The following is a 24,948-nucleotide window of genomic DNA, read 5'->3' as shown; positions in this document are numbered from 1 at the left end:
GATGATGTGAGGGCCGCGCAGAGCTGTCAAGGCGTGCGAGCGCTTGACCTTTAACGAGTTAGGTCCGAGAGTCCTGGTCCCATGAGCCGCCGTTTCCGACGAGAGGAACGAGTGTGATGAGCGGGATCAGCAGGAGAGCGCTGTTCGCAGGTTCGGCCGTGGGCACGGCCGGCGCGTTACTGCCCGCAGCGGCGGGCCCGGCCGCGGCCAGGCCAAGGACGGCCCGCGCGTCCTACCGCGCCGCCTACCACTTCACCGTCCCCGGACAGTGGAAGAACGACCCGCAACGCCCGGTCTGGATCGACGGCGCGTACCACTACTACTACCTCCACAACGCCGACTACCTCTCCGGCGAGGTCGGCACCGCCTGGCGCCTGGCCACCAGCACCGACCTGGTCTCCTTCACGGACCGGGGGATCGCCGTACCCAAGGACACCACCCCCAACGGCGACGTCTGGTCGGGCTCGGCGGTGGTCGACACGGACGACACGGCCGGCTTCGGGGCGGGCGCGGTCATCGCCCTGGCCACGATGTCGCCGCACGACGGTCCGAGCGACCAGGCGCAGTACCTGTACTACTCCACCGACGGCGGCCGTTCCTTCACCCCGCACGGCACCGACCCGGTGCTGCCCAACCCCGGTGTGCGCGACTTCCGCGACCCGAAGGTGATCCGCGACGAGGAACGCGGCCGGTGGGTGATGACCCTCGCCGAGAACGACAAGGTGGGCTTCTACCACTCCGCCGACCTCAGGTCCTGGAGGTACGTGAGCGGTTTCGTCAGGGGCGGCATCGGTGTCCTGGAGTGCCCCGACCTGTTCCGGATCCGCGCCGGGGACGGCACGGTGAAGTGGGTGCTCGGCGTGAGCGCCAACGGCAAGGCCGCCGGGCTGCCGAACACGTACGCGTATTGGACGGGCTCCTTCGACGGCGGCGTCTTCACCGCCGACGCCGAACAGCCGCAGTGGCTCGACCAGGGCTGGGACTGGTACGGAGCCGTCACCTTCGACAAACGCGGCGCCGACGGCACGCCCGACGAGGAGACCCGCTACGCCATCGGCTGGCTGAACAACTGGGACTACGCCCACATCACGCCCACGATCGACAGCGACGGCTTCAACGGCACCGACTCGATCGTCCGCGAGATCACGCTGAAGCGCGCGGCCGACGGCACCTACCACCTGGTGTCCCGGCCGGTCGCCGCGCTCGACCGGTACGTCTCGCGCACGGTACGGCTCGGCGACCTGGCCGTCGACGGCACCCGCGTCCTCGACTACCGGGGCACCGCCTATGAACTGACCTGCGAGATCACCTGGGACCAGCTCACGGGCGCGGGAGTGCAACTGCGGCGCTCCCCGGACGGCGTCCGGCACATCGACGCCGGAGTCCACCGCGACTACGCCTACCTCAACCGCCGCCCCACCGTGTCCCCGGACATGTCGGGCCGATGGCAGGAGAGCCACAGCCCCTTCGACCCGGCCCGGCGCACGGTGACACTCCGCGCCCTGGTCGACCGCACATCGGTGGAACTGTTCCTGGACGACGGCCGGTACGTGCACTCGACGGCGGCGTTCCCATATCTGGTCGACACCGGGCTCGCGTTGTTCACCGTCGACGGGAGGGCGGTGTTCCGGAACACCACGATCCGGGAGTTCGAGGTGTGAGCGGTGCCGGTGCGGTGTCGCCCCGGGCGGAGATCACTGTCACGATCTTCGGGAAGGACGGACCACGCCCACGACCAGCGGAGCGCTCATGACGACGGACAGCCCGATCACGGACGAGGCGGCGCGGAAGGCCGGGGTGGAGGTGAGGCCGGTCGCCGGACACATCGGCGCCGAGATCGGCGGGGTCGACCTGGCCGCGGACCTCGACGACGCCGTGATCGCCGCGATCAGGGCGGCGGTGCTGCGGTGGAAGGTGGTGTTCTTCCGGGGCCAGCGGCTGGACCACACCGGGCAGGTGGCGTTCGCGCGCCGGTTCGGCGAGACCGTGGTGCTGCCCCGGCGCGGCAAGGCCTCGCCGCCGGACTTTCCCGAGATCGAGACGACCGCAGACCGTCTCGAACTGGGCGGGCGGTTCGGCATGGAGCACGACGAGTGGCTGCGGCGCCGCCGCCACACCCTGCTGCGCGGCTGGCACTGCGACCACGGTGCCCGCGTCGACCCGCCCGCCGCGACGATCCTGCGCGCCGAGACCGTACCGCCCTACGGCGGCGACACCACCTGGTCGAACCTGGCGGCGGCGTACGCCGGACTCTCGGCGCCGCTGCGGGAGTTCGTCGACGGGCTGCGGGCCGAGCACCGGCTCGGCGTCGGCTACCAGCCCCGGCCCGGCGACGACGCGTACGTCCGTCACCTGCTGGACCGACAGGTCGCCTCGCTGCACCCGCTGGTGCGCGTCCACCCGGAGACGGGGGAGCGGATCCTCTACGTCAACGGCTACTACGTCGAGCAGATCGCCGGCCTCTCCCGGCCAGAGAGCGGCGCGATCCTGGACCTGCTGCTCGAGCAGGCGGTCCGGCCCGAGTACACGGTCCGGTTCCGCTGGGAGCCCGGCAGCGTGGCGTTCTGGGACAACCGCGCCACCATGCACCTGGCTCCCGGCGACACCGCGCACCTCGACCACCCGCGGATCATGCACCGGGTGATGCTCGCGGGGGACGTACCCGTCGGAGTGGACGGCAAGGCGTCGGAGCCGATCACCGGGACGGCACCCGGGCGTTGGTGACCCGCGCCGGTTCGGCGGCCGGGGCAGACGCGCCGCTTTCAGCCCCTGGGCGGTGTCCGGCTCGAGGCGGCTTCGCGCTCCGGGCCGGCCTTGACGCCACTACGCCCGCTTCTGCCTGAAGCCCTCGGCTGGACGCTCGTAGCGGCCACCGTGGCCCGGCGCGATATCGGACACGGCGGCGTCGACGGGCGCTGCCGACCGTCATCCCGAGATGCAGCCCCAGTGAGGGAAGCGCACGATGAGAAGGGGATGTTCCTCGGAGGTGACCAGGATGCGACGTGTGCTCACCGCTGCAGCGGCCCTGACTCTTTCAATTTCCCTTGCAGGACCACCCGCTGTCGCGGCATCGCACGGCACTCCTGCATCCGCGACCAGCGCTCAGGCCTCGCATAAGTTGAAGCGTCCAGCAACCCTCGTGGCCCAAGGACCGGACGACGTATGCGACTACACCAACAGACGACCGGGCCTCAGCCTGGGGTCATCCGGGTCGGCAGTCCAGCAAGCCCAGTGCTACTTGAATCATGCCATCGGCGCCCGCCTGGACGAGGACGGGGACTTTGGCCGGGTAACGCAATCCGTAACAGAGGACTTTCAGCGATGTGCCGGCATCGTCGTCGACGGGCGCATCGGATCCCAGACTTGGTCGTTCCTTTCCTTCTGGGCCAACGCGCCTGACGCACCCTTCTGTTGAGGGGACCGGGGCATCATCTGCCAAGGGCCGCGCCGCTCCTCGCACTTGATGCCGCCGCTGTCCTCCTCGTGGTCGTCGGACCTATGCGCCCGCCCGCCACCCCAACGCCGGCCCGAGATTCGTCGCCATGTCCGTGAGGATCTGTACGTAGTCCTCGTGCTCGAACGTGAACGGCAGCGCGAACGCCACCTCGTCCACCTCGCGGAACGCGGCATGCCCGTCCAGCCGCTCGGCGATCTCCGCCGAGGTGCCCACCAGGTCCGGTGCGAACAGCAGCCGTGCCGGGCCCTGGGGTTCGGTCGTACGAGGGGTGCGCTGGGCGGCGTACTCCTCGTACCGGGCGCGCTGGTCGGGCGAGGCCGAGTCCGTGGGGATGACCACGAGGCCCTGCGAGACCCGGGCGGCCTCGCCGTCGGGGTGGGCGGCGCGGAAGGCGCGGATGTGGGAGAGCTGGATCTCCGCGAAGTCGTAGGGTCCGTCGGGTTCTTCGGCCTTCACCACGCTGCTGGTGAGGAGGCTCATGCCGTGTTCGCCCGCCCACCGGGCCGAGCGCAGGCTGCCGCCGCCGTACCACATGCGCCGGCCCAGGCCGGGGGAGTGCGGCTGCACCCGCTCCGAGAAGACCTCGAATCCTTCCCGCCCGCTGAAGTCCGTCACCGGCTCGCCCCGTACGAAGTCCAGCAGCCGTTCCACCCGCCCGTGGCCGAAGTCCTCGGCGTCGGCCGTGTCCGGGTAGAGCGCGCCCTTGACCTGGTCGAAGTGCATCGGCGGGCCCACACTGACGCCCGGGTTGAGCCGGCCGCCGGACAGCAGGTCGACGGTGGCCAGGTCCTCGGCCAGTCGCAGCGGGTTCTCCCAGCCGAGCGGGATGACCGCCGTGCCGAGCTCGATGCGGCGGGTGCGCTGGGAGGCCGCGGACAGGACCGCGACGGGGGAGGAGATGCCGTACTGCAGATGGCGGTGGCGTACCCAAGCGCTGTCGAAGCCGAGCCGCTCGCCCAGCTCGATGATCTCCAGCGTCGACTCGTGGCCGCGGCGTGGATCCGCCTCGTCGAACAGCCCGATGGTCAGGAAACCCAGCTTGCGCAGCGGTCGTGAGGTCGGTGGCACGGACCCTCCATCATTGAACGTTCAATGGCTACGGCTGTGCCAACCCCGCGACTGCCCGCGCTGTTCCCGCCGCCCGGGTCAGCGCAGCGGGATCGTCACCTCGTCCTCGATCGGCGGGGAGAGCTCCTGGGCGCGGTCGCCGGTGGCCGCGTAGCAGCGCAGGCGGACCGAGTCCGGGGAGACGTCCAGACGCAGGAAGCACTTGAAGAACGGCGGGCTGTAGGTCGCCGAGCTCGGCGAGAACAGCGACGTGTAGATCTTCCGTACGGGCAGCCGGAACCGCTTGGCCTTGTCGGGCCGGCGGCCGGTGCCGAGCAACCCCGCGACCAGGCGGACGCGCCGGGTGACACGGGCCGAGGCGCCCGGGGCGCGGGCCGGCCGGATGCCGAGGCGCTCGGCGATCACGGCCGTCGCCTCGGCCTCGGTGAGCGTGAAGAAGCGGCGCATGCGCAGCCGGCGGCCGTAGAGCCGGCTGTAGAAGGCGAGGGAGTCGCCGCGCAGCGGATAGCAGCGGAAGTCCTGCTCGGTGACGTCCGCGACGGAGACGCGGGGGATGGTGTGGGTGGCGTGCATGAACGCACCGCCGCCGCCCGCGACCACGTACTGGAGGGTGCGTCCGTCGTCCAGCCGGACGGGGTAGCGCTGGTAGTTGTGGATGTCGCCGCCGATCGCCGCCACATAGTGGTGCGCCGGGTCGCGGACGATGTCGTCGACCGTGCCGCCCCCTTCGATGGCGCACGGCTCGTGCCTGCCGTCCACGTACAGGGGCGAGCCGGTGACCAGGATCTTCGGGCGGGATCCCTGGGAGACCTCGCGCAGCCAGGCCCCCTGCTCGGCGTCGAGGGTGCCCAACAGGCCGGTGTCGAGCCCGATGATCCGCACCGGTCCGGCGTCGATCGCCCAGTACGGGCCCGGCTGGACGGCCTGCTGGGCGGGGGCGGAGCGCAACTTGCGCGCCTCGGCCAGGTGTTGCCCGTCGTCCGGGCGCGGCTTGTGCCACAGCAGCGACCGCAGCCAGGCCCTGCTGAGGGGACGCGGCCGGGGCTCGGGCGGCAGCGGCGGGGCGTCGTCGCAGAAGACGCGCATGAAGCCGCCGAGGTCCTCGTACCAGTCGTGGTTGCCGGGTATCGCGTAGATGGGCGCCTGGTAGTCCTGGTACGGGCGGAAGAACTTGGTGTCGTAGTCGTCCGCGCTGCCCACCGGGTAGATCACGTCACTGGCCAGTACGGCGAAGCTGGTGTCCTGACCGGTCTTCAGAAAGCCCGGCACGACGGCGTACTGGGGGTCGTCGCCCTCGCCGGTGTCGCCGATGACGAGGAAGGAGAACCGGTCCGGCTCCGTGCGCCGGATCACCTTGTCGGCCGGTGCGCCGGTGGCCTCGCGCTGTGCCACCCACCGGCCGCGTATTCGGCCGGTGGGGTCGCCGAACCAGGAGGCCAGCACGCCGTTGCGGGCGGCCCACAGCGTCTTCGGGTTCAGCCAGGAGATCTTCTCGACCCGTTGCGGCATCAACTGCTGGTACGCGCCGCGTTCGGTGCTGTTCCAGCCTGCGCCTTCGGCGGTATCGCGTGAGGAGTCAGACACCGATGCACCGTAACAATCGATTCAGCAGCCGTCCGCGGCGGGTTCCTCACCGCTTGCGGGTGGACCACGCCGCTTCGTGCCGTGAACCGCGCGGCGACGCGGCGGAGTTGGCGGCCGAGCCCTTCGCGGAGGCGCCCGGGTGCGATGCGGAGGGCCGTTCGCCCAGCACCAGCAGGGGATCGAACATCACCACGACCCCGGCCAGCAGCAGGAAGACGACCGGCCCCAGCAGCATCGGCAGCAGCAACGACATGGGCGAGTCGCCCGCCCATGTCCCGTTGACCGTGTCGTGCACATGGACGCTGACGGCGGCCATGCCCGTGTAGTGCATCCCGGACACCGCCACCCCCATCACCAGGCTCGCCCCGAGGCTCATCAGCAGGTTGCGGATCGTGACGGCCGACCACAGCGCGGCGGTCGCGGCGGCGATGGCGATCAGCACGGACAGCGCGACACCGAGCGGGTCGTAGCCGACGTCGCCGTTCAGCCGCATCGCCGCCATGCCCAGATAGTGCATGGTCGCGACGCCCAGTCCGGTGACGGTCCCCGCGACCGCCAGGACCGTGGGGGCCGTGCCGCGGTAGCCGACGATGAACACGCCGATGCCGACAACGAGGACGGCCACGACGAGACTGAGCACCGTCGTGGCCGCGTCGTAGCGGATCCGGGTCTCCTCCACGTGGAAGCCGATCATGGCGATGAAGTGCATCGTCCAGATGCCGCACCCGATGGAGGCGGCGCCTAACGCCAGCCAACCGGGCTTCCAGGATCGCGTATCGAGCAGCGAGCGCACGATGCACCGCAGCCCCAGTGCCCCGCCCAGGCAAGCCATCAGATAGGCCGCAACCGGGGTCACCGCACCGTAGCGGAACCCGTCGACCGTGCCGTCCATAAGCCAACTCCCCCCAGAGTCTTGGCTGGTGTGGAGGCAAGGTCTACGTGCAGTGGACACGTGAAAGCAAGCCCTTACCGTCGGTAGATCGACAACTTGCTTTCATCGAGAGTCGACTTCGGTCAGAATGTGCGCTTCAGGAGGTCGAGCAGAGCCGCCCAGTGCCGCTCGTCGCCCTCCGCGTGGTACGCCGCCGTGTCGGACTGCGTGAAGCCGTGGGGCGCGCCCGGGTACACCTCGCAGCGGTGGCGGACGCCCGCCGCCGTCAGGGCCTCCTCCAGGCGCTCGATCTGCTCCGGCGGCAGCGAGGGGTCCTGGTCGGCGTGGCCGAAGTACAGCTCGGCGGTGATCTCGCCGGCCACCAGGTGCGGGCTGTCCGGCGTGTCCGTCGCCAGCCGCCCGCCGTGGAAGCCGGCCGCGGCCGCGACCCGCTCCGGGTAGGTGCCGGCGGTGAGCAGCGAGAGGCGGGCGCCCATGCAGTAGCCGGTCAGCGCGACCGGGCCGTCGGCCACCGCGGGAGACTCGGCCAGCCAGCCCAGATAGGCGGCGGCGTCCCGCATCGCGACGTCCGGCGTCAGGGTCTGCATCACCGGCATGATGCGCTCGAATATCTCCGGACGCGCCCCCGGGTCGATGAACTCGGGCAGATCGAACAGCGGGGCGCGACCGTGCCGGTAGAACACGTTCGGCACCAGCACCGTGTAGCCCTCACCGGCCAGCCGGTCGGCCATGGACCGCAGCCGCGGACGCAGGCCGAAGGCGTCCATGTAGAGCAGGACCGCCGGATGGGCGGCCCCGTCGTCGGGACGCGCCAGATACGCGTCCGCGGTGCCGTCCTCGGTGGGGATGTCGACAGCGGTTCCCTGTACGGCGGTCATGGCTGGGCTGCCTCTCTGCGGGGTGTCGGACCTGCGGGTCCCGGCCAGGAACCCGCCCGTGTGACCGGGCGGATCACGGGCATCGTGACACGCCGCTTCCCGGGGCATTTCGCCCACCCCCCGCACACGGTTGAACCGTGAACGACCCTTGGCGTGCCCTTTACTCGAAGCGCGAGGTGTCGCCCGCGCCGTGCCGCACGATCTCCGCCTCCCCGCCGGAGAAGTCGATGACCGTCGTCGGCTCGGTGCCGCAGTCGCCGGAGTCGACCACGCCGTCCAGGACGTGGTCGAGCTCGTCCTTGATCTCCCAGCCCTGCGTCATCGGCTCCTCCTCGCCGGGCAGCAGCAGCGTGCTGGACAGCAGCGGCTCACCGAGCTCGGCGAGCAGGGCCTGGGTGACGACATGGTCCGGGATCCGGACGCCGACCGTCTTCTTCTTGGGGTGCTGCAGCATGCGCGGCACCTCCTTCGTCGCGGGCAGGATGAACGTGTAACTGCCGGGCGTCGACGCCTTGATCGCGCGGAACACGTCCTTGTCGACCCGCACGAACTGACCGAGCTGCGCGAAGTCCTGGCACACGAGGGTGAAGTGGTGCCGGTCGTCCAGCTTGCGGATCGCCCGGATCCGGTCGATGCCGTCACGGCTGCCCAGGCGGCAGCCCAGTGCGTAACAGGAGTCCGTGGGGTAGGCGACAAGAGCGTCCGCGCGAATGCTGTCGGCGATCTGGCCGATGGTGCGCGGCTGGGGGTTGTCGGGGTGCACGTCGTAGTACTTCGCCATCTGCCGAGCTTATGCCGCCCGCGTGGGTCGGTGGCGCAGGGGCGGGTTTCGGCCCGGGATGAGTGCGTGGCACACGTGAGGTAACGTCCCCGACCGGTGCGCCGGAGGCGGTGCGAGGAGCGAGGGGAAGGCCGAGGTGGCTGGCCGAGAGGACGGGAACCGGCAGCGGGAGACGCCGGCCGGCGCGGGTCCGGAGTGGGCGGAGGAACTGCTCGAGCATCTGCGCCCGGCGGGACGCGACGTCCGCAGAGTCGTCGCCTGGCTCTCCGGCGCCGTGCGCGGATCGGTGGCCCTGCAGGACGCCGCCGGGAATCTCATCGCCGGGAACCGGCTGCCGCTGGACGAGGACCTCGTCACGGACATCATCGCGGGCCGGATCGCCTCCGCCGCCTGGGAGAGCCGGGAGCGCCACCTGCGCCTGGTCCGGGTGGAGCACCCCTCTCACGCGTGCGTGCTGGCCGTCTCCCGCGAGACCCCCTTCGACCGGCGGGCCTCCGACGTGGTCACGCACACGGCCCAGGTGATCGAGCTCCTGCTGACGGCGCGCGAGTCGACCGCCGCAGGGCACCGGCTCCGGCGGGCCACCTCCGACCTGCGCCTGGCCATCCTGCAGCTGCTCATGGTCGAGGACACCGTCGCCGCCCGCCGCGTCGCCGCCGGGCTCTGGCCCGGACTGCTCGACGCCGACACGGCCCGCGTGTACGTGGTCGAGTCCGGCCCCGCCGAACGCGACCGCATCGCCGAGGAGTGCCTGGACAGCACCGGGGAGGAAGCCCTGGTCGTGCGCTGCCCGGCCATGGACGGGCACGTGATCGTCGTCAGCCCCCGTGACGCCACGCGCGAGGCCTTGCGGTCACTGGTGGGACGGCACCCGGACCTCTTCCTCGGCGGCAGCGTCCGGCAGAGCCTGGCCCGGACCGCCACCGCGTACGGACAGGCCGTCAGCGCCCTCGCCGTCGCCCACTTCCGGCCCGACAAGACGGCCGTGTACGCCGAGCGCACCCACCCGGAACGCCTGATGGACCCGGTGGCGCTGCGCGGCTGGACGTCCCGTGTGCTGCGCCCGCTCGACACCCTGCCGCACCACACCCGCGCCGAACTCCTCGCCACCAGCCGTCTCGGCCTGGAGTTCACCGCCGTCAACGCCGCCAAGGTTCTCGGCGTCAGCCGCAACACCGTCCGCGCCCGCATGGAACGCGTCGAGGGCCTGCTCGGCACGGACTTCGCCGACCTCACGGTCCGGGCCGTCGTCCACCTGGCGCTCAACACCCAGATCGGCCTGCCCGACGCGCACCTGGCGAGCGACACCGGCAACCCCGGACTCCGGCTCTGCGACCTGCTGTCCGGGCCCGCCGTGCGCACCTGGGCACAGGACCTGCTGGGCCGGCTGGACGCGGACGCCAGGAACCCGCGCCGGACCCTGCGCACCTGGATCGCCGCCGGCGGCAACGCCGAACGGGCCGCGCAGACCCTGGGCGTGCACGCGCAGACCGTCCGCGAACACGTCCGCAGCGCCGAACCCGTCCTGGAACGCCAGCTGCTGGCCGCCGGTACCGACCTGTACGAAGTCGTGCTGGCACACCTGGCCGTAGGCGACCTCGAGCTGCCGGTTTTCCACCGCCACGACTGACCGATTTGCCTCAGGGGCAACCGGTTGGCCGCATCCAGGAGGGACGAAACAGGGTCAACCGGACTCAGCTGTGCACGGGTGAGCCTTGTTGAGCGTGCAACGGGCATCGACGCGGTTCACAAGGCCTCTGCCATGGACGTAAGTTCAACGCACCGCGGGGGCACGACCGGAACGGGGGACCGGTCGCGCTCCCGCGAGCTGTCGGCCGGGCGCCTCAGCCCTGCAGCCGCACCGGGATCTCCTGCCAGCCGAAGGCGATGAAGGACGGCACCTGCCGCAGGCCCTCGTCGCCGGTGGCCAGGCACAGGTCGGGGAAGCGGTCGAACAGGGCCGGCAGCGCGGTGAGTGCCTCCAGGCGGGCCAGTGGTGCGCCGATGCACCGGTGGACCCCGATCCCGAACGCCAGATGGTCGTCGGCGGCGCGCGTGGCGTCGAAGAGGTCGGCGTCCGCACCGTAGTGCTCGGGGTCGAGACCCGCGGCCGCGTACGTCGTGATGATGGCGTCGCCGGCCGGGACCGTGACGTCACCGACGGTGAGGTCGGTGACGGCGAACCGGAGCGGCAGCGACGCGATCGACGGATGTGCGCGCAGCGTCTCGTCGACGACGGCGTCCCAGCCGATCTCCCCCGACCGCACGGCGGCCAGCTGCTCGGGGCGCCGGAGCAGGGCCACGGCCGCGTTGCCTATCAGATTGACGGTGGTCTCGAAGCCGGCCCCGATGACCAGCAGCAGCGTGTACAGCAGCTCCTCGTCGCTGAGCCGGTCGCCGTCCCCGTCCCGGACCCGGATCAGCTCGGTGGTCATGTCGTCGCCGGGGTGCGCGGCCTTGTGCGCGATCAGCGCGGGCAGCACCGTGCCGATCTGCCGCTGGACGGACGCCGCGTGCTCAGGGCTCGGGTCGGTGGTGTCCATGAGGGCCGCGATCATCCGGGCGGTGTCGCTCCGCAACTCGTCCGGGACACCGAACAGTTCGCAGATCATCCGCATCGGCAGCGGATGGGCGAACCCCTCCTTGATGTCCACCACCACGTCGTCGGCGGCGTCGAGCGCGTCCAGCAGCTCCGCCGTGATCGCCTCCACCCGGGGCCGCATCGCCTCGGTGCGCCGGTGCGTGAAGCTGGGTGCCACCAGCTTGCGCAGCCGCGTGTGGTCCGCGCCGTACGTGGAGAGCATGTTGACCACGCCCACCCAGCCCAGGATCCAGCCCCAGGACGGGTGCTCGCCGACCTCGGGCCACAGCCGCCAGTGCAGCCGCGGGTCCCTGCTCACCCGCGGATCGAGGATGAGCTCCTTCAGCGTGTCGTAGCGCGTGGGCGCCCAGGCGGGGATGCCGCCGGGCAGCTCCACGGGCACGATCGGGCCGAGGGAGCGCAGCCGGGCGCTCTCGCCCGCTATGTCGGCGCCGAACGGGTCGAGAGCGATGCGGTCGGTCACGGTCACGGTCGTCCTCCTGGATGGTCGGGGGAGCGGGGGCTGAAACGGACGGGCAGCGCCGTCAGCGAGCGGTGGAAGGGACCGGGACGCCAGGTGAGGCGCTCGCGGGGCAGCACGGGTTCGAGGTCGGGCAGCCACTGGGTGAGCCGTTCGATCGCCTCGGTGGCGATGAGCAGCGTGTGCTGCTTCACCGGGCAGGCGTGCGGGCCCGCCGACCAGGACAGATGGGAGGCGTCGCCCGGGTGGCGGTCCGCGCCGCGCTCCTGCTCGGCGGCCTGCGCCAGCGCCCCGTAGGAGATCACCACCGGCACCGCCGCCCTGATCCACACGCCGTGGAAGGTCAGGGGCGTACGGGCGTAGTGGATGCCGTAGTTGGCGAGCGGCGTCTCGTGGTGCAGCACCTCCAGCACCGCGTCCGTCACGGGGCGGGCGCCGCTGGTGAGCGTCGAGTAGTAGGCCGGGTTGCCGAGGATCCTGGACAGCGCGTTCGACACCAGGTTGGCCGTCGGCTCGTGCCCAGCGCCGAGCGTGAGGAACACCTGCCAGGTGACCTCCTCGGGGGTCAGCCCCGCCGGATGGTCCAGCAGCCAGCTCGGCAGGTCGTCGCCGCGCCGCCCGGTCTTGGCGGCGATCAGCTCCAGCACGTACCCGCCGAACTCGGCCTCGCCCTCCGCCGCCTGCGCACCGCCCTCGATCAGCTTGCCGAGGGCGGAGTCGAGCCGGTCGCTCGCGCTGTCCGGCAGCCCGAACAGGCTGTTGAACACCAGCGCCATCAGCGGCCTGGTGAACTCGCCGACCAGATCGGCCTCGCCCCGCGGCCCGAACCGGCTCACCAGCAGGTGCACCGCCCGGTGGATCCGGGCCCGCAGGTCGTGCGGCTCCACCAGGTCGAAGGCGTCGATCAGCGTGGTGCGGTAGCGGATGTGGGCGGCGCCGTCGGCGAACAGGGTGTTGGGCCGCCAGCGCATCATCCCGAGCACCGGGGAGTCGTCGGGGACGGTCGCCTCCCACGGCCGGGGATCGTGCGAGAACGTCTTCGTGTCGTGCAGCAGGTCCAGCGCCGCCCGCCGGTCCGTGACGACGTACGCCGCCACACCGGGCGCGAGTTCCGCCCAGCCGACCGGGCCGTGGGCGCGCAGGGCCGCGTAGTAGGGGGAGGGGTCGCGGGCGAAGCCGTCCTCCCACAGGCGTACGGGCGACGCGAGGGAGAAGGCCTGCTCGGCGGGGGACGGATGTGTCACCGGTGCTCCGCGGGTCGGTGGTCGATCAGGTGCTGGACCAGGGCGAGCAGGGAGTCGATCGAGGAGTCCGCCTCCCGCGCGTCGCAGGTCACCATCGGGGTCGTCGGCTCCAGGTCCAGGGCGGCACGCAACTGCTCGGGCGTGTGGTGTCGGGGTGCGTCCGGGAAGGTGTTGAAGGCCACCGCGTACGGCAGCCCGGTCTCCTCCACCAGCCCGAGCACGTCGAACGAGGCGTCGATCCGGCGGGCGTCGACCAGGACGAGCGCGCCGAGCGCCCCGTAGGAGATGTCGTCCCACAGCGGCCGGAACCGCTCCTGGCCGGGCGTGCCGAACAGGTACAGCACGATCCCGCCCGGCAGGCTGATCCGGCCGAAGTCGATGGCGACCGTGGTGGTCGACTTGTCCCGCACTCCGGCGAGATCGTCCACCGGCACGGACGCCTCGGTGAGCTGCTCCTCCGTGTGCAGCGGGCGGATCTCGGAGACGGAGCGGATCAGGGTGGTCTTGCCCACCCCGAAGGGCCCTGTGACCAGGATCTTCACCAGGTCGCGCGCGGTGTCGGGGAGGTGCACGTCCGTGCCGCCGGGCTGGGCGTCAACGGTGCTTGAGGTCGCGGAGGCCATCGGCCACTCTCTTCAGCAGGTCGGGGTCGAAGCGTCGGGCGGGCGGGATGGGCGCACGGGCCAGTGCCAGGTCGCGGTCGACGAGGCCGGCGGCCAGCACCAGCACGGCGGAGACCGGCAGCCGCAGCAGGGCGGCGGCCTCCACGACCGTCAGCGACCCGTACTCCAGCTCTTCCAGCAGGGCCGCCTGGGCGGCGGGCAGATCGGGAGGAGCCGGCTCACCGCTGCCGGTGAGCACGGACAGCCGCTCCAGATGCGCACGGCTGGGCCGCGCCACCCCGCCGGTCGACAGGTACGCGGGAACCAGGGGACGGCCGCCTCTGCGGCCGGTCATGCCGGCGTGCCGCCGTCGGCACCTCGGGGCCCTGCGGCCATCGCCTTCTCGCCCAGCCGGGCGACCTGCGAGTGCACCCGGTGGGCGAGCAGGTCGAGACGCACCTCGGGATCGCCGTACGCGGCCACGCAGGTGCCGTGGTCCGTCGGCACGATGAGCACATAGCCGTGGTCCGACTCGATGACGACCTGCCGTATCTCGGCCTGGTCGGTGTCGGCGAACGCCGCCGCCGCGGTACGGCAGGCGCCCTGCACGGTGCTGGTGATGGCGGCGACCCGCTCGGCCGACGGCTGCGACAGCGCGTCGGTGTAGCCCGTCACGAGCCCGTCCCGGGTGAGCAGGACGGCCGCCACGACGTGCGGCACCTCCAGGACCGGTTCGAGCACCCATGCCGTGTCCCCCGCTGCGCGGCTGGTCATCGAGCCGTTCCCCCTTCGTGGTCGTTCCGGTCGTGGTCGGTGTCGTCGGATGCCGTGTCGGCCGTGGTCGCGGCCGGGGCACCCTCAGGTACGGCTGGGAAGGCGCCGGTGTTCGGCCTGGCGGCACCGGATCGTCCGGCAGCCGTGCCGGACTGGAGCGCGCCGAGGGCGGCGGCGGACTCCTCGGGGCGCCGGGGCCTGCGCTGCGGAGCGGGAGCCGGCGCGGACGCGGGGCCCTGGGTGTCCGACGGTGGCGTGGCCCGGCTGCGGCGACGGCGCTGGGGGAGGCCGCCGCTGTCAACGGGGCTGTGGTGGCCCGGGGCCGGGGCGGCGGCCCGGTCGTCCTGGTCCGTGCCGTAGCCGTGCTCGTGGTCCGGGGCGGTGGCGAGCGGCTCGGGCCGCTCGGACTCGGTGGTCGGCTCGGACCCGTCGGACGCAGCGGCCGGGGCGGGTTCGGTTCCGCGGGACGGGGCGGGCACGCCCGGCTCCGCGCCGCGGGGCGAGGCGGAGCCGCCCGCCGTGTCCCGCACGGCCTCCTTGCGGGTGGAGCGCGGGGCGCTGGCCGCCGGGGGCAGTTCCTCGGGGTCGATCCGCGTCAGCAGATGACGGTCGACCCGCAGCACCGCCCGCACACCGCCGTACGGCGACGGGGAGGACAGGTCGACGCTCAGGTCGAACTGCCGGGTCAGCTGGCCGATCGCGGCGAGTCCCATGCGCGGCGGGTCGCCGAGCTCGGTGAGCAGGATCGGTTCGCAACTGCCGACCATCCGCTGGGCCCGGGCCCGTTCGTCCTGCGTCATGCCCAGCCCGGCGTCGTCCACGGTGACACAGACACCGTGGTGGACGGCCTCGAGATTGACCACGATGCCGGTGTCGGGCGCGGAGTGCCGCAGCGCGTTGTCGAGCAGTTCGGCGACGATGATGGCGACCGGCTCGACGGCGTGGGACACCAGGGCGGTGCCGGCCGCCAGGTGGTTGTGGATCCGGACCCGCTGGTAGCCCGCGAGCCGAGCCTGACCGCCCGTCACCGCGTCCACGAGGTGCGACTCCTCGCGGGCGAGCCCGACCCAGGCCCCGCACACCACCGCGGCGATCTGCGCGCGGCGCAGCGACTGCTCGTTCTCGTGGTCCAGCTCGAACAGGGTCTGCGCCAGCTCGGGGTCGTCGTAGCGCTGTTGCAGACCGCGCAGGGCGTCCTGCAACCGGTACAGCGCCGCCTGGATCTCGCGGGTCGCCCCGCGCATCCCGGCCTGCGCGGCGGCGTCGATCCGGGTGCGCTGCGCGGCGAGTTCGGCGTGCAGCCCCTTCAGCACCTGCTCCAAGGCGAATCCCAGGGGCGAACCGGCGAGCTGCGGGCTCAGCGGGCCGGGCACGGTGACGTGGGGATGCGCGACCTGCCGGGCGGCGGAGGGCAGGCGTCGCGCGGCCAGATGCTCGACCTCGGCCGTGAACGCCCTTGAGGTGCCGTCGAGTTGCGCCCGCAGTGCGGCCGTCTTGGCGCGCTGGGCGGCCAGTTGCCGCCGGGAGCGCAGCAGCCCGCCGCCGAGGGCGAACGCGGACAGTGTGCCGAGGGCGAGACCACCGACGGCCAGGTCCGGTAGTTCGATCATCGAAGCGATCCCAGGGAGAGTCGGGCAGGGCGGAGTCCGAGGTGCTCTGGCGAGCTACCCGCAGCACAGTACACACCGTCATCGACTGATCTCGCACGGTGGAGCGCCACTTCGTTCCGAAAGTGATCGCTGCCTGTTCGCATCTGGGGTAACTGTCGGGATTGCCGTGCGGAGGAGGTCAGAGGCCGAAGACTTCGCTCACCCGCTCGGCGAGTTCGTCCTCCGACATCGTGAGGTCGACGGTGACGGTGGGCAGCCGGAGGCGTGCGGTCTCCTCGCGGAGGTGTCTCGTGAACAGGTCGTCCCGCACGGCGAGGTTGCGGTCCGCCCGCTCCGGGTCGCTGGTCCCGGCCGTGAATCCTCCGCCCGGAGTGGCCCGGCTCCGGAACGCGGCATCGCGGAAATCCGGTGTGGGCAGGAGCCAGACGGCCTGCCCGGGTGCGGTGAGCAGGGGCTTCACGAGGTGCGGCAGCAGGCGGAACCCCTCGACCACGACGCCCGTCTCCTTCGGCATGCGCAGCAGGTCCTCGACGATCAGCTCGAAGGCCTCGCCGCGAAACCAGTGGAACGTCTCGAGCATGGTGTCGGGAGACCGGTCGACCCACCGCTCGTCCATGTCCATGGCCATGAACTCGTGCAGGAGCGGTGCTTCCTCGGCGGTGGTCCGTCGCGCGTGGTCCGCCATCACATCGTCCGTCGGGTAGAGACGCCAGCCGTGTCGCTCGGCCAGCCGGCGGGCGATCGTGGACTTGCCAGCGCCGCTACCGCCCCCGATCCAGTAGACGTGCCGCATCTTTCCGCTCCCCCGTGCTCGCGCTCTGATTGTCAGTGGCGGATGCCACGATGCCGACAGTTCACCATTCCACCCCTTGCGAGGAGGAGCTGATCGTGCGCAGGCCGGTCGAGGGAGAGGTGCATGTGCACTATGGCCAGATCTATGTCGAGAGCGACCCGGACGGCTACGGGCCGGGCCTCGCCGAGGCGTTCGCCGGGCAGAGCGCGGGGCTGTGCGGGGCGGCGATACCGGGCTCCCTCCACCTGAGCACAGGCCTGCACACCGGCGATGTCGGCTTCACGGTCGAGGTGTGTGAGGAGGCCCCGCCGCTGGACCCGGTCTGGGAAGACGTGGTGGAGGTGTCCTTCCGGCCGGTGTCGCGGGACAGCGCGCTCGTGCAGTGGGCGGGCGAGGCGGCCTGGCCGCTCGGCCTGGAGGAGACCGACTACCGGGTGCGGTACTGCGCCCAGGGCATGGACCGGGCGGGCGAGAAGGACACCCGGATGGACGACGAGCCCCAACTGGACCGCTATCTCCTGCAGTTCTGGCCCGCCCCGCCCGAGCCGGACCGCGTCCTGAAGCAGACCTCGCTGAGCGCCGCCCACTGGCACCGCTACGCCCGTGAACTGCCGCCGCCCCCCACCCCGGCCGAACGCGCCGAAGCCGAACGCCAGGAGCGCCTCGCCGAGGAGACGGCGGAACGGGAACGGCTGCTCGCCCGCGAACGCTGGAAGTGGGGCGGACAGTCGCCGAGCCAGGCCCTGCGTGACGTCGGCGGCAACGTCCGGGGCCTCCTCCCGTTCGACCCCGCCCTGCTCCACGCCCTCGACGCCTCCGGTCCCGCCACCCAGCGCGCGGTGGCCCTGCTCGCCGCCCGCCGTGCCTGTGAGGCGGCCGGTCTCACCACCCTCGACTGGGTCGCCGACGCGCTCACGGCCCTGGCCGAAAGCCGCCCGCTGCCCCCGCCCTTCGACGACGACGCCCTCATGTGGCAGACCTTGGCCACCGACCCACACGTCCCGGACCGCACCGTCGGCCGTGCCGTCCCGCCCGAGCGGCCCCCCTTCCGGCCGTCCCTGTCCCCGGGCGACCGCGGCCTGCACCCCCAGGAGGTGGCACAGGCCGTGGTCGGCCCGGCAGCGGCCGTGGCGAGAGCGGCGGCCGCCGAGGCGGAATCGCCGACCACCACGGCGAATCCGCAAGCCTCCGACTCCGCCCCGTACACCGTGATGATCAGCTTCGGCCCGCCGGACCCGTCCCTGCGCGTCTCGCAGCCCCACGCGGCCCTCCCCGCGATCACCGGCGCCGCCGAATCCGACCCGCTCCAGGCGGCTCTCGACGCGGTGTTCGCGGCCGTGGTCACGTACGGCGAGGACCACCCGGCCCTCCTCGCGGAGGTCTGGTCCGAGGTCGAGGGGCGGCGTTCGTAGCCCGCCCTGGAGCGCGCCCCGGTTCACGCACTGACCATCCGTACCCCAAGCCGGGGCAACGCGCAGGGAATGCGGGGATATGGCCGGTCAGGTCTTGGCCAACCGCACCCCGCGCATTGGTCACCTGTTCACCGACTGCCCCTGACACGCCCGGTCCCGCCGGGCGGAGAGTGATCGACGGCCCGGATCGAACCGGGCCGGCCGGCCCTCCGGAGAGCCGCATTCGCTCACCCTCCCTGTCAAGCAAGAAGGGGCAGACATGGCCGAGTTGACCCGTCGTAGACTCCTGGGTTCCGCCGCGGGCGCGCTGGGCGGCGCCGCGGCGCTCTCCCTCCTCCCGCCGAGCGTCCAGAAGGCCGTCGCCGCCGAGCCGCCGAAGAACAGCTCGCTGCGCGACATCGAGCACGTCGTCATGCTGATGCAGGAGAACCGTTCTTTCGACCACTACTTCGGCACCCTCTCCGGGGTCCGCGGCTTCGCCGACCCGCACGCCCTGCGGCTCGACACCGGACGGTCGGTCTTCTACCAGCCGGACTCCGGGAACCCCAAGGGCTATCTGCTGCCCTTCCACCTCGACACCCACAAGTCCAGCGCCCAGGCGATCCCTTCCACCAGCCACGCCTGGTCGGTGCAGCACGAGGCGTGGAACGGCGGCAGGATGGACCGCTGGCTGCCGGCGCACCGCAAGGCCGACGGCGTCAACGGCCCCTACGTCATGGGCTACTACACGCGCGAGGACATCCCCTTCCAGTTCGCCCTCGCCGAGACCTTCACCGTCTGCGACCACTACTTCTGCTCGGTGATGGGCCCGACCTGGCCGAATCGCCTGATGTGGATGACCGGGTCCATCGACCCCGGAGGCACCCGGGGCGGCCCGATCCTCAGCAACGTCGCGCCCACGCCGTACCGCTGGACGACGTACGCCGAGCGCCTCCAGGCGGCCGGGATCAGCTGGAAGGTGTACCAGCAGGACGACGACTACGGCTGCAACATGCTGGAGCAGTTCGCGACGTTCAAGGACGCCCAGCCGGGCTCGGACCTGTACGAGCGGGGCGTGCGGCCGCAGCCGGAGGGCACCTTCGAGGACGACGCACGGGGCGACCGGCTTCCGGCGGTGTCGTGGATCATGCCGACCAGCTACCAGTCCGAGCACCCGGACTACCTGCCGGCCGCGGGCGCCGACTTCGTCGCGTCGAAGATCGAGGCGATCGCCTCCAACCCGAAGGTGTGGCGCAAGACCGCGTTCATCCTCAACTACGACGAGAACGACGGCCTGTTCGACCACGTGGTGCCGCCGACCCCGTCCGCCGGCACACCGGACGAGTTCGTCCAGGGGCTGCCGATCGGCGGCGGCTTCCGCGTCCCCGCCATCATCGTCTCGCCGTGGACCGTCGGCGGCTGGGTCGCCTCCGAGCCCTTCGACCACACCTCCGCGCTGCGGTTCCTGGAGCGGTTCACCGGAGTCGAGGAGCCCAACGTCAGCGACTGGCGGCGGGATACCTTCGGCGACCTGACCTCCGCCTTCCGCTTCTCGCACGCCCGGCCGCGTCCGCCCCGTCTGCCCGACGACACGGCCGAGCAGCTGCGGAAGGCCCAGCAGGAGGTCGCGACCCTGCCCGAGCCGACGCTGCCGGGAGCCGACCAGCGCTTCCCGCGCCAGGAGAGGGGCCGCCGCCCGCACGTGTGACGCACGCCCGCCCGGTCCGCTCCACGGCGCGACGTGACCCGCCGACCGGTCACTCCGCCAGGGCGCTGCGGGCCACCGAGAGGGCCTGTTCCGCGTAACCCCGGCCGAACAGCACGGCGTGCACCAGCAGCGGGAACAGCTGGTGCACGCCGGTGCGGTCCGCCCAGCCGTCGGCGAGCGGTGCCTGCTCCTGGTAGCCCTCCAGCACCGCTTCCAGGTGGGGACAGCCGAAGAGACGCAGCATCGCCAGGTCGGTCTCGCGGTGCCCACCGTGCGCCGCCGGATCGATCAGCCACGCCTGCCCGTCGGACCCCCACAGCACGTTGCCGTTCCACAGATCGCCGTGCAGCCGGGCAGGCGGCTCGGCCGGCCCGGCCAGCCCGGGCAGTCGCTCGCACAGCCGCTCCACGACGGTCGCCTCACCGGGACCGATGCTGCCCTGGTCGACGGCGCGCCGCAGATACGGCAGGACACGATGCCCGGCGTACCAGCGCGGCCAGTCGGTGCCGGGCTCGTTGCGCATCGGGGCGAGCCCGATGTACGCGTCGGCGGGCCCGTCCGGTGGCGGCGCGCCGAACGCGGGCGCCCCGGCGGCGTGCAGGGCCGCCAGGTCACGACCGAAACGGACCGCCGCGTCCCGGCTCGCCCGCCCCTGTGCAACCCGGTCGATGACCAGCCAGCTCCCGTCGTGGCCGTGCACGCCCGGTACCCGTACCGCCCCGGCGCCGGCCAGCCAGCGCAGCCCGGCCGCCTCGGCCCGTGTCGCCCCCGGATCGTCGGCACGCTTGACGACTACCACCCGGCCGTCGTCGAGCGTGACCTCCGCGAGGGTCCCGGACAGGGGCCGTTCGCCGGTGACCACCCGTCCGGTGAGCCGGGCGGCGGCGTCCGTACGGGCGGTCATACGTGGTCCTCCTCGGCTCCGCGGCTGGGCTGCGACCAGCGTACGGTCGTGGCGGAGTCGCTCAGCTCCCGGAACCGCAGTCGACGTCGAGCAACTGGATCGGCCGCGTCGCGTCCAGGTCGACGTAGGCCGTGAAGTCGGCCTTTCCGGACCCGCCGTTCCAGTGCGTGCTCACGGTCGCCCAGCCGACCCGCGCGGACTGGGCCGTGGTGACCGGGCCGATGTCGATGGACGCCGGGATGTTCTGGGCGCACAGCAGGACGTCGAACTCCGGGTTGTCGGCGACCTTCTCCTTGAGCTGCGGCGAGATGCCGTACTTGCGGGCGAAGTCGCCGGGACCGTGCTCGCCGTAGAAGTCCTCGAGGAAGGTGTGGATCTCCTCGGCGGTGTACCGGTCGTTGCCGTCGGCGGCGGACGCGGCGGCGGCCGGGACCGCGGCGGCGGCGATGCCGAGAGCGGCGACACAGCCGACGGCGTAGGCGCGCCAGCGGGCCGGACGCGCAGTGGTGCGGATCATTCTGGATACCCCCGTTGTGGTCTGTTGCGGCAGTTCGTTTTCTCGTGCGCTGTCTTGCTTGTCTTGCCTTGGTCGCAGGAGTAGACCTGTCCCGGCCGCCCGCCGTTGTGCTCGGCTCGACGGCCGTTTCGATTCCGGGACATTCGCCACGCGCCGGTCACGCGGGACGGTGAAATCCCGCCGCCCACCGACAGAACCGGCCGCCGCCGGGGGAGCAGTCGGGCATGACGACTTCACCGTTCCAGCGCACCATCGCCCTGCCCGCCCCCGTGTGCGAACAGGCCGCACAGCACCTGGAGCAGGCCGCGCAACGGGCCATCGACGGAGCCGCGATCCCCCTGAAGGCGTTCCGCGCGGCCGCCGACAGCGACTTCACCCTCCCCGTCTCGGTCGTCGAGCAGGCGGCGGCCTGCCTGCTGGTCCTGGCCACGGAGACCGCGCAGACCGTACGTCCCTCGGCCCTGCGCGCCACCATCAGCGTCGCGCTGCGGCTGCGCGACGCCGTGGATCTGACGCATCAGCCCGCCCTCAGCAGCAGGTTCTGGTGAAGTGGGGCCGATTCTCCGGAGGGCCGCGCGTCAGCCGGTTTCGCGGAAGGCGACGTCGACCTGCCTGCGGCGCAGTTCCTCCAGCGAGGTGTGCTGCCGCCGGGCCCGTTCGACGAGGTCGTCGAGCTGCCGCGCGTCTAGGCGCCGGTCCGTGCCGGCCAGGGCGCGGAGTGCCTGCCAGACCGCGGTCTTGCCGTCCACTCCCAGCCGCAGCGCCTCCAGCTCCCACAGCGTGCTCAGCGGGGAACGCCGTACCAGGCTGCCGTTGCTCTTCAGACGACCCATCTGCTCGGCCGCCCGGCCCGCGTAGACCTTGTAGCGCCGCACCGGGACGTCCAGGCGCCGCATGATGTGGAGCAGGCTCGCCCGGTCCTCGGCGATCTCGTCGGCGATCGGGGCCAGCGCGTCGGCGAGCACCGGATCACCGCACGAGCGCAGCAGATAGCGGACTCGAGCTGTCCCGGCGGTGGCGCCGGCGAGATGGTCGTTGAGGTAGATGCCCAGCAGGGACATGTCCGTGGCCGGGGCACCCGGTGCGCCCGGCGGGTCCGCTCGCTGTTCCGTCATGGCACTGCTCCTGTTCTGCTCCGGCCCTGTGCCACGGCCACTCGCGTGGTGACGCGTACGACGCAGGGACTTCGGGGCGTCGAGCCGGGCCCGAACCGCACGGGAGGCTCGACCGGGGCGAGGGCGCCGAGGCTCTCGCCCTCGTAGGTGACCATGGCCGAGGTGACGGGGTGCAGGTCCCGGACGCCGTACCACTGGTGCCGGCCGGCCCGGGCGCTGCCGTGGGTGCGCGCGCCCAGCAGCCGGGCGGGCCGGTCCCACAGCGCGATCCAGCCCGGACTCGTGGCGAGCCGGACCGGCACCGCCCGCAGCGCGAGGCCCGGCAGGCCCCTCCGGCCGGTGCTGAAGCGCAGGTCGAGCGGCGGCGCCGAGACGGCCCAGTGCCGCCGGTCGGTGACCCGCACTCCGACCGGCACGACCCGTACCTCGTCGAAGACGTACGTACCGGCGACGAAGTCCGCGGTCTCCCGCGAGGGCGCCAGCAGCAGCCGCGGCCCGCCGGGCCCCTCGAACATCACGTCGCTGAACGGCCCGAACGGCGACCTCGCCCAGTGGCCGAGCACCAGACGAGCGCCGGACGCCGCTCCGATCCCCGCGATCCAGCCGTCGAAGCGCAGTGTGCGCAGCGGCGACCGGCTTCGGGTACGCCGGGCCGGACCACTGGGTTCGCCGGACTCACCGGGCCCATGGAAGAGCACGCGGGCCGGGTGCCCGGCCCCTTCGCGGCGAAACGGCACCGGACTCTTCCGTCCGGGCTCCGGCGATGTGGCCGAGGCCACGTCACGGACGAGGTCCCTGTCACGCCCGGGCGAGCACGGCGGCGGCTACCGTCTACGAGCGGATCCCCACTTCCCCCACCCTTTCGGACGGCCCGGCAGTGCAAGCAGATCTCTCCCCTGTCATCGCGGCGACCGCCCAGTGGCTGACCCGCGCCTTCCCCGCCTCCGGCGGCGCGCTGGCCTCCGCCCTGTGCGAGGTACAGGCCCGGCAGGCCGTGACGGTCGCGGCGTGGCTCAGGTACCCGACGGAGATGGACGCCGCCCTGCTCGGCATGGCGGGCCCCGGCGGCTCCGCGCGGCTCGACCGGGTCACCGGCGCCGACGCGGCCCCGGGCGACGACGGGGACGACGCGCACGCCTGGCGCACCTGGGTGGACGAGGTCGTCGCGAGCTGGGCGGCCTGCCTGCTCACCGACCCGGAGCTGGCCGGCCGGGCGGTGGCCGCGCTCGCCGAGGGCAGCCACAGCACCGGCACACCGGCCGAGTTCCGCCGGCTCGTCGCCCCCGACGACGGCGACCTCCGCGCCGCCGCCCTGCTGCGCCACCCCGACCTGCTCGCCCCGGTGGCCGGCCTGCACCACTCCCAGCTCCTGGACCGCCTCCACCCGGGCCGCACACTGATCGCCTGACCCGGCGCCCCTGCCAGGGCCCGTCCTCACCCTCCGTAACTCAGCCCTTTGCCGTACGCGACCGTGCCCCGCTCACACGGGCGGCGGACGCTGAGCGTGGCAACGCCGCTGACGGAGGAGAGACCGACATGACCACCGCCCTCACACGGAGCTGGGAACACGCCGTCGTCACGGGCGGTGCCGGATTCGTCGGATCCCATCTGTGCGCGGCCCTGCTGGACGCGGGCGCCGCCGTCACCTGCGTGGACGACTTCAGCACCGGCAGGGCGGAGAACATTTCCCCGCTGCTCGAACGGCCCGGCTTCACGCTGGTGCAGGCCGACGTCACGGAGGGACTGCCGGTCAGGCAGCGGCCCGACCTCGTCCTGCACTTCGCCTCCCCGGCGTCCCCGGCGGACTACCTCCGGCTGCCGCTGCACACCCTGGAGACGGGCAGCCTCGGCACCCGCAACGCCCTGGACCTCGCACACTCCTCCCAGGCCCGCTTCGTCCTGGCCTCGTCCTCCGAGGTCTACGGCGACCCGCGGCAGCACCCCCAGGACGAGCGCTACTGGGGCAACGTCAACCCCGTCGGCCCGCGCGGTGTCTACGGCGAGGCCAAACGCTTCGGCGAGGCGCTGACCACCGCCCACGCCGAGACCCACGGCACCGACACCTGCATCGTGCGGCTGTTCAACACCTACGGCCCCCGGATGAGCGGCCAGGACGGACGCGTGGTGCCGGCCTTCGTACGGCAGGCACTGGCGGGCGAGCCCCTCACCGTGACCGGCGACGGCCGGCAGACCCGGTCGCTGTGCTACGTCGACGACACCGTGCGCGGCGTCCTGGCGGCGGCCGCCCACGGCATGCGCGGCCCCGTCAACATCGGCAGCCCGACCGAGATCAGCATGCTCGACCTGGCGCGACTGGTCGTCGAACTGACCGGGTCCGCCTCGGAGATCCGCCCCGTCGCACGTCCGGTGGACGACCCGGCCGTGCGCTGCCCGGACATCACGCTGGCCCGCGACAAGCTCGGCTGGGAACCGCAGGTACGCGCCGAGGAAGGGCTGCGGCGCGCGATCGCCTGGTTCCGCGAGGACGCGACGGCCGACTGACCCACCCCGGCACGCCCTCAGTTCCTCGCCCGCGCACCGACGCGCCCGGGCTCCCCGGTGCGCGCG

At 72.3% G+C, this 24,948-nt stretch carries 25 protein-coding genes; 9 read left to right on the top strand and 16 right to left on the bottom strand.

All coding sequences use genetic code 11. The annotated features are described in order from the left end of the window. Positions 1–116 precede the first annotated feature (116 nt). From OHU35_RS01115 to OHU35_RS01105, 3 genes are all read left to right on the top strand, one after another. On the top strand, positions 117–1,661 hold the full coding sequence (locus OHU35_RS01115; protein WP_359896263.1) for a glycoside hydrolase family 32 protein: 1,545 nt from the start codon (positions 117–119) through the stop codon (positions 1,659–1,661). 88 nt (positions 1,662–1,749) lie between these two features. After that, positions 1,750–2,724, top strand: a complete 975-nt coding sequence (locus OHU35_RS01110; protein WP_359896262.1) for a TauD/TfdA family dioxygenase — start codon at positions 1,750–1,752, stop codon at positions 2,722–2,724. Positions 2,725–2,962: 238 nt separating this feature from the next. After that, on the top strand, positions 2,963–3,415 hold the full coding sequence (locus OHU35_RS01105) for a peptidoglycan-binding domain-containing protein (protein WP_359896261.1): 453 nt from the start codon (positions 2,963–2,965) through the stop codon (positions 3,413–3,415). Positions 3,416–3,496: 81 nt separating this feature from the next. On the opposite strand, the gene OHU35_RS01100 is transcribed toward OHU35_RS01105, so the two are convergent. From OHU35_RS01100 to OHU35_RS01080, 5 genes are all read right to left on the bottom strand, one after another. Then, positions 3,497–4,525, bottom strand: coding sequence for an LLM class flavin-dependent oxidoreductase (locus OHU35_RS01100; RefSeq protein WP_405504210.1), 1,029 nt, complete (start codon positions 4,523–4,525; stop codon positions 3,497–3,499). A gap of 78 nt (positions 4,526–4,603) precedes the next feature. Next, positions 4,604–6,109, bottom strand: a complete 1,506-nt coding sequence (locus tag OHU35_RS01095) for a metallophosphoesterase family protein (protein WP_405504209.1) — start codon at positions 6,107–6,109, stop codon at positions 4,604–4,606. A gap of 46 nt (positions 6,110–6,155) precedes the next feature. Beyond that, a complete protein-coding gene (locus OHU35_RS01090) occupies positions 6,156–7,001 on the bottom strand; it encodes an MHYT domain-containing protein (RefSeq protein ID WP_359896259.1) in 846 nt (281 codons plus the stop codon). A gap of 122 nt (positions 7,002–7,123) precedes the next feature. Next, positions 7,124–7,879 (bottom strand): dienelactone hydrolase family protein, encoded by a 756-nt coding sequence (locus OHU35_RS01085; protein WP_189729818.1) that lies wholly within the window; start codon positions 7,877–7,879, stop codon positions 7,124–7,126. Positions 7,880–8,039: 160 nt separating this feature from the next. Next, positions 8,040–8,660 carry an L-threonylcarbamoyladenylate synthase gene (locus OHU35_RS01080; protein WP_184598807.1) on the bottom strand — a complete coding sequence of 207 codons (621 nt, stop codon included), beginning with the start codon at positions 8,658–8,660 and terminating at the stop codon, positions 8,040–8,042. A 136-nt stretch (positions 8,661–8,796) separates the two neighbouring features. Here OHU35_RS01080 and OHU35_RS01075 point away from each other — a divergent pair, with 136 nt between their 5' ends. Next, positions 8,797–10,290: a helix-turn-helix domain-containing protein gene (locus tag OHU35_RS01075; RefSeq protein ID WP_189729816.1), complete on the top strand. Its 1,494-nt coding sequence runs from the start codon at positions 8,797–8,799 to the stop codon at positions 10,288–10,290. A gap of 214 nt (positions 10,291–10,504) precedes the next feature. Here the strand turns inward: OHU35_RS01075 and OHU35_RS01070 are convergent, their stop codons facing one another. The 7 genes from OHU35_RS01070 to OHU35_RS01040 form a co-directional block, all read right to left on the bottom strand. Beyond that, positions 10,505–11,731, bottom strand: a complete 1,227-nt coding sequence (locus OHU35_RS01070; RefSeq protein ID WP_405504206.1) for a cytochrome P450 — start codon at positions 11,729–11,731, stop codon at positions 10,505–10,507. Beyond that, on the bottom strand, positions 11,728–12,966 hold the full coding sequence (locus tag OHU35_RS01065) for a cytochrome P450 (protein ID WP_189729812.1): 1,239 nt from the start codon (positions 12,964–12,966) through the stop codon (positions 11,728–11,730). The genes OHU35_RS01070 and OHU35_RS01065 overlap by 4 nt, the downstream gene beginning before the upstream one ends. Continuing rightward, positions 12,963–13,589: an ATP/GTP-binding protein gene (locus OHU35_RS01060; protein WP_189729810.1), complete on the bottom strand. Its 627-nt coding sequence runs from the start codon at positions 13,587–13,589 to the stop codon at positions 12,963–12,965. The genes OHU35_RS01065 and OHU35_RS01060 overlap by 4 nt, the downstream gene beginning before the upstream one ends. Then, entirely contained in the window at positions 13,561–13,923 is a 363-nt protein-coding gene (locus OHU35_RS01055; protein ID WP_184598817.1) for a DUF742 domain-containing protein, read from the bottom strand. The genes OHU35_RS01060 and OHU35_RS01055 overlap by 29 nt, the downstream gene beginning before the upstream one ends. Next, positions 13,920–14,342 carry a roadblock/LC7 domain-containing protein gene (locus OHU35_RS01050; RefSeq protein ID WP_189729808.1) on the bottom strand — a complete coding sequence of 141 codons (423 nt, stop codon included), beginning with the start codon at positions 14,340–14,342 and terminating at the stop codon, positions 13,920–13,922. The genes OHU35_RS01055 and OHU35_RS01050 overlap by 4 nt, the downstream gene beginning before the upstream one ends. Beyond that, the gene (locus OHU35_RS01045; protein ID WP_189729806.1) at positions 14,339–15,952 is read right to left on the bottom strand and encodes an ATP-binding protein; all 1,614 of its coding nucleotides are present in this window, start codon (positions 15,950–15,952) and stop codon (positions 14,339–14,341) included. Before OHU35_RS01045 ends, OHU35_RS01050 begins: the two co-directional genes overlap by 4 nt. A 178-nt stretch (positions 15,953–16,130) precedes the next feature. Beyond that, positions 16,131–16,745, bottom strand: a complete 615-nt coding sequence (locus OHU35_RS01040; RefSeq protein WP_405504203.1) for a hypothetical protein — start codon at positions 16,743–16,745, stop codon at positions 16,131–16,133. A gap of 95 nt (positions 16,746–16,840) precedes the next feature. Here OHU35_RS01040 and OHU35_RS01035 point away from each other — a divergent pair, with 95 nt between their 5' ends. Both OHU35_RS01035 and OHU35_RS01030 read left to right on the top strand, forming a co-directional pair. Then, complete coding sequence (locus tag OHU35_RS01035; RefSeq protein ID WP_229873418.1) at positions 16,841–18,157, top strand: hypothetical protein; 1,317 nt, start codon at positions 16,841–16,843, stop codon at positions 18,155–18,157. Between the two features lie 259 nt (positions 18,158–18,416). After that, entirely contained in the window at positions 18,417–19,844 is a 1,428-nt protein-coding gene (locus OHU35_RS01030; RefSeq protein WP_359896257.1) for an alkaline phosphatase family protein, read from the top strand. Positions 19,845–19,893: 49 nt separating this feature from the next. Here the strand turns inward: OHU35_RS01030 and OHU35_RS01025 are convergent, their stop codons facing one another. Both OHU35_RS01025 and OHU35_RS01020 read right to left on the bottom strand, forming a co-directional pair. Further along, a complete protein-coding gene (locus OHU35_RS01025) occupies positions 19,894–20,748 on the bottom strand; it encodes a fructosamine kinase family protein (RefSeq protein WP_359896256.1) in 855 nt (284 codons plus the stop codon). 61 nt (positions 20,749–20,809) lie between these two features. Beyond that, positions 20,810–21,265, bottom strand: coding sequence for a hypothetical protein (locus tag OHU35_RS01020; protein WP_359896255.1), 456 nt, complete (start codon positions 21,263–21,265; stop codon positions 20,810–20,812). Positions 21,266–21,489: 224 nt separating this feature from the next. On the opposite strand from OHU35_RS01020, the gene OHU35_RS01015 reads away from it, so the two are divergent. Next, positions 21,490–21,813 carry a hypothetical protein gene (locus OHU35_RS01015; RefSeq protein ID WP_189729797.1) on the top strand — a complete coding sequence of 108 codons (324 nt, stop codon included), beginning with the start codon at positions 21,490–21,492 and terminating at the stop codon, positions 21,811–21,813. 30 nt (positions 21,814–21,843) lie between these two features. Here OHU35_RS01015 and OHU35_RS01010 read toward each other — a convergent pair whose 3' ends face one another. Both OHU35_RS01010 and OHU35_RS01005 read right to left on the bottom strand, forming a co-directional pair. After that, positions 21,844–22,380 carry a hypothetical protein gene (locus OHU35_RS01010; protein WP_189729795.1) on the bottom strand — a complete coding sequence of 179 codons (537 nt, stop codon included), beginning with the start codon at positions 22,378–22,380 and terminating at the stop codon, positions 21,844–21,846. Further along, a complete protein-coding gene (locus OHU35_RS01005) occupies positions 22,377–23,006 on the bottom strand; it encodes a hypothetical protein (RefSeq protein ID WP_359896285.1) in 630 nt (209 codons plus the stop codon). Before OHU35_RS01005 ends, OHU35_RS01010 begins: the two co-directional genes overlap by 4 nt. 251 nt (positions 23,007–23,257) lie before the next feature. Between OHU35_RS01005 and OHU35_RS01000 the strand changes: the two genes are divergently transcribed. Both OHU35_RS01000 and OHU35_RS00995 read left to right on the top strand, forming a co-directional pair. Continuing rightward, positions 23,258–23,788 carry a hypothetical protein gene (locus OHU35_RS01000; RefSeq protein WP_189729793.1) on the top strand — a complete coding sequence of 177 codons (531 nt, stop codon included), beginning with the start codon at positions 23,258–23,260 and terminating at the stop codon, positions 23,786–23,788. Between the two features lie 128 nt (positions 23,789–23,916). After that, on the top strand, positions 23,917–24,882 hold the full coding sequence (locus OHU35_RS00995) for an NAD-dependent epimerase/dehydratase family protein (RefSeq protein WP_189729791.1): 966 nt from the start codon (positions 23,917–23,919) through the stop codon (positions 24,880–24,882). Positions 24,883–24,948 lie beyond the last annotated feature (66 nt).

This window comes from Streptomyces purpurascens (assembly GCF_045040895.1).
Lineage (GTDB): Bacteria > Actinomycetota > Actinomycetes > Streptomycetales > Streptomycetaceae > Streptomyces > Streptomyces purpurascens.
The sequence above is the reverse complement of the archived record's forward strand: the minus strand, read 5'-3'. Positions and strand labels throughout refer to the sequence as shown.